Annotated in this window: 14 protein-coding genes and 1 riboswitch; of the genes, 7 read left to right on the top strand and 7 right to left on the bottom strand. The window is 41.4% G+C overall.

What is annotated here, in order from left to right; genetic code table 11:
• The first annotated feature begins 30 nt into the window (after positions 1-30).
• The 3 genes from ectB (at position 31) to O2Q26_RS19115 (ending at position 2,350) form a co-directional block, all read left to right on the top strand.
• On the top strand, positions 31-1,311 hold the full coding sequence (gene ectB / locus O2Q26_RS17425; RefSeq protein ID WP_289217102.1) for a diaminobutyrate--2-oxoglutarate transaminase: 1,281 nt from the start codon (positions 31-33) through the stop codon (positions 1,309-1,311).
• 45 nt (positions 1,312-1,356) lie between these two features.
• Positions 1,357-1,746, top strand: coding sequence for an ectoine synthase (locus O2Q26_RS17420; RefSeq protein WP_188377659.1), 390 nt, complete (start codon positions 1,357-1,359; stop codon positions 1,744-1,746).
• A gap of 460 nt (positions 1,747-2,206) precedes the next feature.
• Positions 2,207-2,350, top strand: a complete 144-nt coding sequence (locus O2Q26_RS19115) for a DUF3949 domain-containing protein (protein WP_352232263.1) — start codon at positions 2,207-2,209, stop codon at positions 2,348-2,350.
• 69 nt (positions 2,351-2,419) lie between these two features.
• On the opposite strand, the gene O2Q26_RS17415 is transcribed toward O2Q26_RS19115, so the two are convergent.
• From O2Q26_RS17415 to O2Q26_RS17390, 7 genes are all read right to left on the bottom strand, one after another.
• Positions 2,420-2,512: a putative holin-like toxin gene (locus O2Q26_RS17415; protein WP_289217101.1), complete on the bottom strand. Its 93-nt coding sequence runs from the start codon at positions 2,510-2,512 to the stop codon at positions 2,420-2,422.
• 106 nt (positions 2,513-2,618) lie between these two features.
• On the bottom strand, positions 2,619-2,747 hold the full coding sequence (locus tag O2Q26_RS17410; RefSeq protein WP_289217100.1) for a YpzI family protein: 129 nt from the start codon (positions 2,745-2,747) through the stop codon (positions 2,619-2,621).
• 122 nt (positions 2,748-2,869) lie between these two features.
• Entirely contained in the window at positions 2,870-4,153 is a 1,284-nt protein-coding gene (locus O2Q26_RS17405) for a histidine--tRNA ligase (RefSeq protein ID WP_289217099.1), read from the bottom strand.
• Positions 4,154-4,418: 265 nt separating this feature from the next.
• Positions 4,419-5,090, bottom strand: a complete 672-nt coding sequence (locus O2Q26_RS17400; RefSeq protein WP_289217098.1) for a Dph6-related ATP pyrophosphatase — start codon at positions 5,088-5,090, stop codon at positions 4,419-4,421.
• A 254-nt stretch (positions 5,091-5,344) separates the two neighbouring features.
• On the bottom strand, positions 5,345-5,422 hold the full coding sequence (locus O2Q26_RS19110) for a putative holin-like toxin (RefSeq protein WP_352232265.1): 78 nt from the start codon (positions 5,420-5,422) through the stop codon (positions 5,345-5,347).
• A 322-nt stretch (positions 5,423-5,744) separates the two neighbouring features.
• Complete coding sequence (locus tag O2Q26_RS17395) at positions 5,745-6,734, bottom strand: bile acid:sodium symporter family protein (RefSeq protein WP_289217097.1); 990 nt, start codon at positions 6,732-6,734, stop codon at positions 5,745-5,747.
• Complete coding sequence (locus O2Q26_RS17390; protein WP_289217096.1) at positions 6,731-8,122, bottom strand: FAD-binding oxidoreductase; 1,392 nt, start codon at positions 8,120-8,122, stop codon at positions 6,731-6,733. Before O2Q26_RS17390 ends, O2Q26_RS17395 begins: the two co-directional genes overlap by 4 nt.
• A 177-nt stretch (positions 8,123-8,299) precedes the next feature.
• Positions 8,300-8,403, top strand: a riboswitch (TPP riboswitch).
• Positions 8,404-8,497: 94 nt separating this feature from the next.
• Here O2Q26_RS17390 and O2Q26_RS17385 point away from each other — a divergent pair.
• From O2Q26_RS17385 to O2Q26_RS17370, 4 genes are read left to right on the top strand one after another with little or no spacing between them, the layout of a single operon-like run.
• Complete coding sequence (locus tag O2Q26_RS17385) at positions 8,498-9,100, top strand: YkoF family thiamine/hydroxymethylpyrimidine-binding protein (RefSeq protein WP_289217095.1); 603 nt, start codon at positions 8,498-8,500, stop codon at positions 9,098-9,100.
• Entirely contained in the window at positions 9,097-9,675 is a 579-nt protein-coding gene (locus O2Q26_RS17380) for an ECF transporter S component (RefSeq protein ID WP_289217094.1), read from the top strand. The genes O2Q26_RS17385 and O2Q26_RS17380 overlap by 4 nt, the downstream gene beginning before the upstream one ends.
• Complete coding sequence (locus O2Q26_RS17375; protein WP_289217093.1) at positions 9,672-11,312, top strand: ABC transporter ATP-binding protein; 1,641 nt, start codon at positions 9,672-9,674, stop codon at positions 11,310-11,312. The genes O2Q26_RS17380 and O2Q26_RS17375 overlap by 4 nt, the downstream gene beginning before the upstream one ends.
• Positions 11,299-12,078 carry an energy-coupling factor transporter transmembrane component T family protein gene (locus O2Q26_RS17370; protein ID WP_289217092.1) on the top strand — a complete coding sequence of 260 codons (780 nt, stop codon included), beginning with the start codon at positions 11,299-11,301 and terminating at the stop codon, positions 12,076-12,078. Before O2Q26_RS17375 ends, O2Q26_RS17370 begins: the two co-directional genes overlap by 14 nt.
• The last annotated feature ends 166 nt before the right edge of the window (positions 12,079-12,244 follow it).

Genomic DNA, 12,244 nt, shown 5'->3' with positions numbered 1-12,244 from the left:
CAATTAATGAATCAAGGAGGCTTTTTTGAAATGAAAAACGATTTAACCGTATTTGAACAACTTGAATCAGAGGTACGCTCTTATTGCCGCAGCTTTCCAACCATCTTTAACAAAGCTCAAGGCCATAAGATGTGGGACGTAGATGGAAAAGAATATCTAGACTTTTTCAGTGGGGCTGGCGCATTGAACTATGGCCATAACGACCCTAACATGAAGAAGAAACTGATTGAATATATTACGGATGATGGCATTACCCATAGTCTTGATATGGCTTCTACAGCCAAGAAAGACTTTCTGAATAAACTAAATGAAGTCATTCTAAAACCACGTAATTTGGATTATAAAGTAATGTTCCCTGGACCGACGGGTACAAATACGGTGGAATCAGCTCTTAAATTAGCACGTAAAGTGACTGGACGTACCGAGGTGATTAGCTTTACGAACGGGTTCCACGGTATGACGATCGGTGCGCTCTCTGTTACAGGAAACTCATTCAAGCGTAAAGGCGCAGGGATACCATTGCACAATACGGTAACTATGCCTTATGACCATTATATGGATGAAACTTCCGACTCTCTCGATTATTTGGAACGTTACCTTGAAGATGGCGGCAGCGGTGTGGAAATTCCAGCAGCTGTAATTTTAGAAACGGTCCAAGGAGAAGGAGGCCTGAATACAGCAAGTAATGAATGGCTGAAGAAGCTTGATACCATCTGTAAACGCTGGGGCATCTTCCTCATTATTGATGATGTTCAAGCTGGTGTCGGCCGTACGGGTACGTTCTTCAGCTTTGAACCTGCTGGCATTACTCCGGATGTAGTTTGTCTATCCAAATCAATCGGAGGTTACGGACTGCCATTTGCAATTACACTGATCAAGCCAGAGCATGATGTATGGGCTCCTGGTGAGCATAATGGAACATTCCGCGGAAACAATATGGCGTTCGTTACAGCAACTGAAGCTCTGAACTACTGGGATGATCCAAGTTTCGAGAAAAGCATTAAGGATAAAGCAGAGAAAATCACTGAATTTCTAGAGGGTTTAGTGAAAAAATATCCTGAAATGGAAGGGTACCGTAAAGGACGCGGGATCATGCAAGGAATTTCTTCTCCTGTAGAAGGATTCTCAGAAAAGGTAGCCGCGCTGGCCTTTGAAAAAGGTTTGATTATGGAAACAGCTGGAGCAGATGATGAAGTATTCAAGCTTTTCCCACCGATCAATATTGATGAAAAAGCATTAGAACAAGGATTTACCATCATTGAAGAATCTGTAAAATCTATAGCAAAAGAAAAAGATTTAGTATCATCCTAATTTAAATCACAATAAACCATACAACAGGAATTGGAGGCTATATTCATGAAAGTCGTAAAACTAGAAGATGTACTAGGTACAGAGAACGAAGTTAAAGGCGATAACTGGACGTCCCGTCGCTTATTGCTTAAAAAAGACGGTATGGGATATTCCGTCCATGACACAACAATCAAAGCAGGAACTGAAACTCACATTTGGTATCAAAACCACCTTGAAGCTGTGTACTGCATTGAGGGTGACGGCGAAGTAGAAACAGTAAAAGACGGAAAGGTGTGGCCGATCAAAGCCAACGAAATCTATGCCTTGGACGAAAATGATGAGCATCTTCTTCGTGCAAATACAGACATGCGCATGGTTTGCGTATTCAATCCGCCGATCACTGGTACAGAAACTCATGATGAAAACGGGGTTTACCCGATTGTTGATGATGAATAAATAATGTAAGAGACCTCCTTGAAAGTTTTCAGGGAGGTCTTTTTTTATCGTTGATGATGACTTCACAAAAGAGTTTTCAAATATACGACCGAATAATTGAAGGTTAAAATTCAATAATATCCAGCTTCGTGATCGTAATAAGTGAACAGTGGTTTTAGGAAATGCAGTGAGCTTCCTCGGACTTAGCTTTACAGGATCTCACCACATTTTCACGGAAAACGATCCGGTTCCTAAAGCCACCATATCTGCACGCAAAAGTCTCGAAATTGAGTGTTCAATATAATGGAACTTTAAATAAGAAACCGAAACGTTCAATACTGGTCATCTGTAGGGAATATTAAGAATAAAAGGAGTGTTATTTATTTTACTTGTCGTCGGAATGCTCTTAGCGATCTTCGGGTTTATTAATTTAGTATTTATACCAGTACAATACATTTACTAAAAAAACCTATCGGAGGATGTGGGTGAGAAGAGCCAGCAGGAATATTATGATGATAAACCCTTAGGAACACAATTGACTCATTTTCATTTACAAGGAAACCATATCATATTACCTGCTAATTTGATTGCTAACTTCATTTACCGTCAAAGAAGAAAAAATTAAAAACAATAAAATGGTGGGACGAAATCTAAATAATAATGTGATAATGGGGAGCACAGGCTGTTTCACTAATCACCCTTGATCATGGTCGTGGAACTTCAAAATGGCAATCACTAATATGCTGAAATTAATCATTATCGTTAAAGCATCAGAAATATCCATCATGATGAGAAATCCCTCCTTACACATTAGCATCTCCCGCCCCGAGTTTGTCCTATACAAAACAATTAAAAAGAGCGGCCTCTAGTGATGTAGAGGCCGCTCTTTTCAGTTACCTTTCTTTTCTCTCTTCATCAGAACTCTCCATCTTAGTGGCCCCTGGATACGCTATACTTTGGTCGCGATCCGATTCCACTTTTCTGGATTTCTTCAGCTTTTTCTCTTGTCGGTCTTTTCCCATAACTACGCCTCCCTTCCCTCTTATTATGAAGAGAAGCCTATAGGTTCATGCCTTTTTATTAAATTCAAAAATTTGGACTTCTAAAGTTTCCTATTCTGGTTTGTTGAATCTTTCACTCTCATTCAAAAGGAAAATGATTCAGTTCTCTCTGCCCCACTCTCCATATCCTTTATATTAATTTGCTTTTTAAGTACTTCATCGTCCCCAACGATTACTACTTTACGTACCTTAAGTTCGTTCGCTCTTTTCATGGCTTTGTTCAATTTTTTCCCTGATAGATCGACTTCAACATTTTCACCTTTTTCTCTTAAATTCCTTCCGACTAACAAAGCTTCTTTCTCTCTGCTCAAAGGGATAACATAACTATCAATGACTGCTACATTCGTGATACCCGAAGAAGCTCCTTCTTTCATTGCGGCACAAACAGCATCTAACCCGAACGAAATTCCTACTGTAGAAAAAGTCTCTTCTGTACCGATTAATCCACCTATGGCATTATCATATCTGCCGCCTCCGCCTATACTCGAGGTGAATCCTGAACCTTGTATGAAGATTTCGTACACGGTCCCTGAATAAATTTCTAATCCTCTAGCTAAAAAAGGGTTGAATATACATTGCCCTTGTAAGCCCGCATATTCGATAAAGCCTTTTAATTCCTTCAATTCTTTGATACCTTGGTCAAGTTCTTCATTTAAACCAGTGTAAGACTCAAAGTAGCCAACCTCTTTATTATCTTCTGTATTCAAGAAGTTTTCAATTTTAGATATGGCCTGTGGTGAAACCTGCTTTTCCTTTAACTCAGTTATTACTCCTTTCACTTCTATTTTGTTCAATTTATCAAGCGTGAGAATAACGGATTCTCGATCGTCTGCCTGGATTCCAAAAGAACTCAGCAGTCCATTGAGCAACTTGCGGTTGTTATATTCGATCGTTACGTTCATTTCCAATTTTTTAAATGAATCTGCAGCCATCATCATTAACTCTGCTTCGCCCATTTGTGTTTCTACTCCCACTATATCTACATCACATTGAGTGAATTCACGAAGTCTTCCCGTTTTGATAGGGCCGTCCCTGAAAACTTTACCTATCTCATACCTCTTAAACGGCAGCTTCAAAGAGGGATTCATGGCTGCTGCTTTTGCGAAAGGAACGGTCAAATCGTATCGCAGTGCCAATTCCCGCTCCCCTCGATCTGACAGTTGATACATTTCTTCTAAAATCTCTGCCCCTCCAGCATATTTAGAAGCCAAGAGATCTGTATAGTTTAAGATCGGTGTTTCAAGCGGCTGACAGCCATATTGTATGAACACATCTTCCAGTGTTCTTCTTACTTTTCTTCTTACGATTTCTTCTCCCGGCAAAAAATCCTTAGTCCCTTTTACATTTTGATAGTCCATCTTCTTCATTTCCATTCCTCCTCTTAAAAATAGCTTTCATTAAACAGAGCTCTGCAAATAAAAAATGAACCGCACGAATTAAGAGTTAAAACTCCATTCATGCGGTTCATTATAAATAGCCTTCCTATAAACGATTCAATTTCAATCGGATAGCAAGGCTAATGGATATGATGATGTGATTGTACGGATAAATTTCTCAATTTGTTCATAATGTACACACCTCTATTGGAAAAATATTACCACACTAAATGTATGAAGACAAGATATAGTCAGCTCAACTCCTGTATCTTAATTCTATGTGAGCAAAACGTCCGTTCATTGTTTCAAACACGCTTTCTGCAATAACATTTATTTGCTCATTGAACAGTGGCCCATCATAAACGAACGTGTGAAATTCCCCATTCTCTCCGCACGGATCGATATCATCAGGAAGCTCTTTAAGAAAACCGGCGCTATAAGACCTGCCCAACATTTTCGGTGAAAGCTTCTCTGTGTCCACGGTAATAACTACCGTTTTAATTCCTACTTCAATAATGTCAGAAGCTGCGTCGCTTGAATCAATCCCCCATAAAGGAAAGACCCCCTTCATGCCGCAACGCTCCAGAAGCTTTTCCCTAAACTCTCTAATATCTTGCAAAAATAAATCGGCAAAAGCGATCATTTCTATGTCTTGTTCCTTAAACTTAGCGAACTGTTGAGAAAGAGTATGTTCGTATGTTTCATTATCAGCGTTTGATGGTAATTGGACCTCAAAAAGCGGTAAATCTAAGGATTCTGCTTGCTTTTTAATCAATTCTCTTCTTACTTCGTGAACAGGTAACCGCTCACTTTCTGAAGAAGTAGTGGATAGCAAACCTTCCACTCGATATTCATCGGAATTCAATAACTTATAAAGAGCTAATGCACTGTCTTTTCCGCCGCTCCATGAAACTATGACCCCTTGCATAAAAAGCTCCTTTCTTCGAGACTTTATGTACAATAGGTATTTTTCTTACTTTCTTTCATATCTTATTACTGTAGACAAAGACTCTGAATCCATCACAACTTCAAGCTTCAATAATAGTCAGAATAGATCAATGTATTTCAATTATGAACTTTGAGCTACTTGATATCATGTAGAATTAAAGATATAATTGTTATGAAAAATAAAAACCAAGGTGCCCTCACACCTTGGGATGATTCAGAATGAGTTGATACTTTCTATTGCTTGTGGTGAATTAAAACCGCTATCAGCATTCCAAAGCTTAACATTACGCTTATTGCTTCAAACGGGCTCACAGGCGATCACCTCCTTTTAAGAGGTTTAACTCATTCTGATACAGGACCTGCGATTAGAGTATAGCACAAGTTCATTATAGTATGTGTAATTATTTCCATTTTTCAGAAAATTGATGAATTAGTATTGGTAATTACTTACTAATTTTAGTAAGAACAAGACGGTAACCCCGTCTTTTTTTGTGGGATTTTTCTCTCATTCCTTATATTTCGCTAAATTTCCTCAGACAGTGTATAAACTTGTCTGTTTTTTTATTTCCTGTCACTTTGCTGCATTATTAATACAGCTCCATCTCCTCACATATAAGAAGATGCGTCATATAATTTACTTACTCCCAGTTTTTCTGACGTTGGGTACAATCGGATTTACCGGGGTGTCCTCCTCTTTTTCAACAGGTTTCTTTGACCATATCGTCGCTAAAATCGGTCCTGAAATGTTATGCCAGACAGCCGCTATTACACTTGGCAGCGCTGCTAATGGACCAAAATGAGCCGTTGCCAAAGCTACCCCAAGTCCGGAATTCTGCATACCGACTTCAATTGATATAGCTCGGCGTTTACTCTCATCCAGTCTCATCAGCATTGCCGCTGTATAACCAAGAAGCAGACCTAAAAGATTATGAAGCATTACCGCTGTGAATATAAGTAACCCGGATGTTGCGATGCTTTCAACATTAGCTGAAACTACAGCTGAAACGATGACAATGATCGCCACCACAGAAATAAGGGGAATGGCCGTAGTGCTCTTATCAACAGCTGCAGGAAATAACCTTCTAATAATAATACCCAGCGTGATAGGTAAAATAATGACATTGACAATAGAGAGGAACATAGCTAAAGGGTCAACAGGCAGCCACTGATCAGCAAGAGCCAGTAGAATAAATGGCGTTGCTATAGGTGCGAGCAAAGTAGAAAGTGAGGTCATCGCTACAGAGAGTGCCAGATTTCCTCTCGCCAAATATACGATGACGTTTGACGCGGTCCCCCCCGGCACTGAACCTAGTAATACCAATCCAGCAGCTAGTTCGCCAGGGAGTCTTAATACGTAAGCAATACCAAGGGCGATTAATGGCATAATCAAATATTGGGCCAGTACACCGATAATGACTGGAAGTGGTTTGCTAAGAACCAACTTGAAGTCTACCGGCTTTAACGTCAGCCCCATTCCGAACATGACAACCCCTAATAAAATGGTGATGTAACCATTTAAAAACAGGAATGGATCAGGAATGAGATAAGCAACAACCGCAACTCCAATAACCCAGAAAGCAAAGTACTTGCCTGCTGCATTACTGACCGCCCCTAGTATTTTCATGATTTTTCTCTCCTCTGATGGACGAGTTTGTGCGGATTAAGTATTTGGCCGGGATCAAGCGCCAGTTTAATTTTTTCCATGATTTGTAGAGCATGACCATGTTCCTTCTGCTGATATTTCATCTTGCCTACCCCTACACCGTGCTCTCCAGTACATGTGCCTCCTCGCGCTAATGCATATTCTACAATTTGCTCATTTAAATGCTCAGCATTCTTTACTTCTTGTGAGTCACTTAAGTCCATCATAAGTAGAATGTGGTAATTCCCATCCCCTACATGGCCAAGGATTCCACCGTTCAGCTGAAGCTTGTCTACTTGTTCCCTTGCGTGTTTAATAGCTCCAGCCAGCTCGGAAATCGGGACACAAACATCGGTCACCATCAGCTTTTTGCCAGGGTTGCCATGTACATAAGCATAAGCGAGATTATGTCTCGCCTCCCACAGCTTATTTCTCGCTGCGTTATCTTCTTCAAAATGAATATCATCACAACGGTGATCCTCAACGATTTCTTTCGTAAATTCAACATCATGCTTTAGACCGGGCTCGTTGCCATGAAACTCCAGAAACAACGTAGGCTTCACTTTGTAATTGGTAGCACTGAACATGTTCGCCTGCTTCATCGAAGGCTCGTCCACAAGTTCAACCCGGGCCACCGGAACTCCAGCCTGCAGTATGGAAACCACTGCTTCTACAGCATCATCTACGGTCGGGAAGGAGGCCCTAGCCGCTACTGTATGCTCAGGAATGCCATACACCTTCAAAGTTAATTCAGTGATGCAGCCCAGAGTGCCCTCAGAACCAACAAACAAACTATTCAGGTTATAGCCGGAAGAAGATTTCTGAGCTAAACTTCCTGTATGTATGACCTCTCCATCAGCAAGAACTACCTCTAAATCTCGCACCTGGTCCCGCATGACCCCATACTTGACTGAAGTCGTGCCACTTGCATTTGTAGCTGCCATCCCTCCGAGCGTCGCGTCTGCTCCTGGGTCGACAGAAAAAAACAGGCCGTACTTTTTTAGTTCTTTATTGAGCTGTGACCTTGTCACCCCCGGCTGTACTTTGACGAGAAAATCACTCTCACGGACCTCAATCACAGTATTCATCTCTGAAAAGTCGATGGTAATCCCGCGGTCATATGGAATCGTGTGACCTTCCAAGCTTGTACCTAGTCCGTAGGGCACAACAGGAACTTCGTAAACGCTTGCAATTTTGACAACCAATTGGACATCTTCTGTACTTTCAGGATAAATTACAAGATCCGGTGCACTTGGTTTATGGTAAGACTCATCATGACTATGTTGTTCAATCAGAGTCTCATTTTTAGAAACTTGATGCTCCTTCAATGCATTTCGTAATTCTTCATATAAGTTTTCAGTTGTGTTCATATGTCTATCTCCTTCAAGTTGTATTTTAGTAGAATTATACGGATTAATCAGAAAATTACAACATCATTAGTTGTGATGTCTCGTGGCTATTCTTCAGATGAGTCCCCTTCTACCGGTTTACAAAAATAAAAACTTACTCTATGATATAGTGAAGAAACACGAACTGCATAACGTTACGTCAAGCACTAGGGGAGCTGCATCATGCGGCTGAGAGGAGAATTCTCCGACCCTTACTACCCGAACTAGATAATACTAGCGTGGGGAAGTGCAGTCGACTCTCAATGAAACTAAGAAGGTCTATACCTTTTTCGATTGGAGACTGCATTCCCATGGGGTGCAGTTTTTTTGTGTTTTAAAATCGAAGGAGGGTTCAGTATGAATGAACAATGTGGAAATTTAAGGATCGCCGGATGCTCGTTTTCGGTTCATCCGATGTCCGATCAATTTATCGAACATATTTTGGAAAGTCTAGAACACGTGGATACTTCGAAAGTATGGATGGAAACCGACGATGTCACCACAACCGTAAGAGGAAGAATAGAGCATGTTTTTGATGTTACTAAAGCTATCCTGCTTACGATTGCGGACCGTGGTGTACATGTTGCTTTTCAAGGGACGTATTCGATAGGATGTCCTGGAGATTCTTCGGGTGATGCGTTCATGACGGAGTCGAGAGAACGGATGAATGAACTCAATTCTATTTCAATTGACCAAAAGATTGCAGCCAAGTTCTCCCTCTACCCAATGGGCGGCGGAGATTATATGGACACCATTTACAGTCAAATAGAGAGAATGGAAGCTAACGGGGTGGACGTTTCAAGAGCACACTATTCAACTCGTCTCGATGGCGATACGCATAGTATTTTCACAGGGCTTGAAGATGTTTTTAGAGAAACGGAAAAGAGCGGTTCGTCTCACACGGTCATGACCGTCACGGTTTCCGCGAACAGTCCATCGAATAAAGAGGATGCATCATGAAGCAATGGAGGTTGAAAGAAATTGTTGTCATGTCAGCGCTATCAGTCGTTTTTGCTGTCGTCTATCTAGCCTTTTTACCTGTAGGGAAAATTCTTGCCGGCTTATTTGGACCTATCGGATACGATTTGATTTTCGGTATTTGGTTTATCGTCTCAATCATTGCTGCATATATCATACGCAAACCTGGAGCAGCTTTTTTATCAGAAACGATTGCTGCCACTGTCGAAGTACTCCTCGGGAATGCTATAGGACCTATGTTGATCATAAGCGGTATTATTCAGGGGTTAGGGGCTGAATCGGCATTCGCACTGACCCGTTACAAATATTACAACCTACAAGTGCTCATGCTCGCGGGAATTATGGCTGCACTTTTCAGCTTTGTTTGGGGATATTTCACTTCAGGGTTCGCTGCACTAACCTCATCTTACGTATTCGCCATGCTTCTCACCCGTATGATTAGTGGTGCTTTGATAGCTGGTCTTTTAGGGAAATGGCTGAGTGATGCACTAGCGAAAACGGGTGTGCTTTCGAGCTTTGCTCTTGGAAAAGAAAAACGAAGGAAGCATGCAGCATGAACAAGGAAATTATTCGAGCCGAGAACCTTTCCCTTTATTATGAGGAAATGGAACGACCGGTTTTCATAAATCTTTCTTTTCAAATTCATGCATGCGAGAATGTACTGATTCTAGGCCCCAGTGGTTCGGGGAAAAGCTCATTGATCCAATGTCTCAACGGTCTCTACCCTAGAGAACTGGACGGGACGATGAAAGGCAGTGTAACCGTTAACGGAAAAAGCACACGAGATTTCCAACCAGGCGCAGCAAGTAAGCATGTAGGTGTGGTATTCCAGGACCCCGAGACCCAGTTTTGTATGCTGACCGTTGAAGACGAAATTGCTTTTGGACTAGAGAATCTAAGGATTCCTGTGCAAGAGATGGAAGCTATAATCGATGACGTTTTACACTCAGTAGGGTTATTCGAATTCAAGTCGGCACAGATCTCCAAACTTTCTGGCGGGCAAAAGCAAAAACTGGCCTTGGCATGTATATTAGCAATGGAGCCAGAAGTAATTATACTAGATGAACCAACAGCTAACCTGGATCCAGTTGCCTCAAAAGACTTTGTAGTCACATTATCCGCTTTGAAGCGCAAAAGGGACTTCGCTCTGATTGTCATTGAACATCAGCTTGACGACTGGGTGACTTTATTAGAACGTGCGTTTATTTTACAACGCGATGGAACCTGTCTCTATGACGGACCGCTTCGTAAAGGGATGGAGCTTCATGCTGCATCGCTGCAAAAGCAGGGAATATGGATGCCCTTCGCTGCCCAGACCGCCATAAAGAAAAAAATCGCTTTTCACAGACTTCCCTTACATTTAGAAGAGCTTGTTAATGTAAACAAACCTGAGGTATTAAATGTGAGTCATCCAGCTTCTCGGCATAAACCAGGAGACGTGCTTTTAGAAGCCTACAATGTTTCATGGAAAAAAGTAGTCAAATCAATCACTCTCCAAATACATCAACATGAGTTTATCGCTATTGTCGGTGCCAATGGAAGTGGCAAAACCTCACTTTCCCGTTTACTTGCCGGTATCGCTAAACCGTCCAAAGGAAAAATTTCCTTTCAAGGAAAACTTCTTTCCCAGTGGAAAGAACGTCATTTATACGAGAAGCTTGGTTACGTTTTCCAAAATCCTGAGCACCAGTTCATAACTGATTCAGTTTATGAAGAAATAGCTTTTGGACTTCGCATTAAGTACCCAAATAACCAGGAGGCAGAACGAAAAACGGAAAAGGTTCTTTCACAATTTCATTTAGAACAATGGAAACATCACCATCCTTTCGCTTTAAGTCAAGGCCAAAAAAGGCGGCTAAGCGTAGCGGCAATGCTCGCAAGTGATCAGTCCCTTCTCTTTCTGGACGAGCCTACATTCGGACAGGATGCCGCTTCTACAGACAATCTTATGGAACTATTAATGAATAAGTACAACAAAGGAACATCGATTGTCATGATCACTCATGATATGAATCTCGTTGATCAGTTTGCCACAAGAGTTCTTGTAATGGATGAAGGACGTATTGCAGTAGAAGCAAGTCCAGCTGAGCTATGGGAACGCGGCGACCTTGGAGATTTTCAATTAACCTATCCTAATCGCATTGATCTTGCACGAATGCTGGAGAAAAGGAAGGATTCCTATGTACCTTCATAATGTAAATCCTAGTGTAAAAGCTTTAACGATCGTAGGTCTCGTATTTGTTCTCGCCTTTCTTTTTGACCCGATTACACCATTAATCTATATTGCTTGGACTCTGCTAATTACATTTTTATTCGGCTCTTTTCGGAAAAAATATTACATCATCTATTTTCTCTCTTTTCTCCTATTCGCTTTCGGAATGCTTTGGAGCACAGTTATATTTGCAGATGTTCCTAACAATCCAACTGATCAAGTTATGATTCTGGGCTGGGAGGTACCTAAAGAAGACCTGCTCGTAGCCATATCACTTTCGCTGAGAATACTAGTCTTTGCGACACTATCACTGCTTTTCGTTTTCACAACGAATATGGTTCTATTTATCCTCAGTTTAATTCAGCAGTTAAAGCTTCCACCAAAACTAGCTTATGGAATACTAGCAGGCTATCGTTTTTTACCTATGATGAAAGATGAATTCCAGCATATACGGTCAGCGCATCGTATACGAGGAATGAATCAGGCGGCCTCCCTTCCAGCCAAACTTCAGCAATTTAAAAGGTTTGCTATACCACTGCTGGCCAGTGCCATACGTAAAGCCGAGCGAACAGCCGTCGCCATGGAGTCCAAGGGTTTTACCGGTGACCGGAATAGAACTTACTACCGCCCAATCACGATATCAAAAAAAGATTGGATTTTTCCTATCATCATGTTTTCTATGCTAGGTCTGCTCATAGCAGTATCAGTGAAATTCGGCTACTTCTCCTGGTATAGCGGACAGTTTTAATGAAGCTAAGACCGGCGAAACTCTATTCACAAGCAAAAACTCCCTTTAGTGGAAGACTCAGATTCGAGATATTCGGGCTGTTTCCGTTATGAGTGACAGCGTTGAGAGCTCCGGGAAATCACTCGCTTTCCGTGGGAGCGCAGTGAGCCTCCTCGAGCTAACGCTC

The sequence above is a fragment of the Halobacillus campisalis genome (assembly GCF_030345335.1).
Classification (GTDB): Bacteria; Bacillota; Bacilli; order Bacillales; family Halobacillaceae; genus Halobacillus_A; species Halobacillus_A campisalis.
The sequence above is the reverse complement of the archived record's forward strand: the minus strand, read 5'-3'. Positions and strand labels throughout refer to the sequence as shown.

Bases quoted from the DNA above. Each gene is read 5' to 3' on its own strand.
- ectB (WP_289217102.1), top strand. From the start codon at position 31: ATGAAAAACGATTTAACCGTATTTGAACAACTTGAATCAGAGGTACGC.
- O2Q26_RS17420 (WP_188377659.1), top strand. From the start codon at position 1,357: ATGAAAGTCGTAAAACTAGAAGATGTACTAGGTACAGAGAACGAAGTT.
- O2Q26_RS17415 (WP_289217101.1), bottom strand. From the start codon at position 2,512: ATGATGGATATTTCTGATGCTTTAACGATAATGATTAATTTCAGCATA.
- O2Q26_RS17410 (WP_289217100.1), bottom strand. From the start codon at position 2,747: ATGGGAAAAGACCGACAAGAGAAAAAGCTGAAGAAATCCAGAAAAGTG.
- O2Q26_RS17405 (WP_289217099.1), bottom strand. From the start codon at position 4,153: ATGAAGAAGATGGACTATCAAAATGTAAAAGGGACTAAGGATTTTTTG.
- O2Q26_RS17400 (WP_289217098.1), bottom strand. From the start codon at position 5,090: ATGCAAGGGGTCATAGTTTCATGGAGCGGCGGAAAAGACAGTGCATTA.
- O2Q26_RS17395 (WP_289217097.1), bottom strand. From the start codon at position 6,734: ATGAAAATACTAGGGGCGGTCAGTAATGCAGCAGGCAAGTACTTTGCT.
- O2Q26_RS17390 (WP_289217096.1), bottom strand. From the start codon at position 8,122: ATGAACACAACTGAAAACTTATATGAAGAATTACGAAATGCATTGAAG.
- O2Q26_RS17385 (WP_289217095.1), top strand. From the start codon at position 8,498: ATGAATGAACAATGTGGAAATTTAAGGATCGCCGGATGCTCGTTTTCG.
- O2Q26_RS17380 (WP_289217094.1), top strand. From the start codon at position 9,097: ATGAAGCAATGGAGGTTGAAAGAAATTGTTGTCATGTCAGCGCTATCA.
- O2Q26_RS17375 (WP_289217093.1), top strand. From the start codon at position 9,672: ATGAACAAGGAAATTATTCGAGCCGAGAACCTTTCCCTTTATTATGAG.
- O2Q26_RS17370 (WP_289217092.1), top strand. From the start codon at position 11,299: ATGTACCTTCATAATGTAAATCCTAGTGTAAAAGCTTTAACGATCGTA.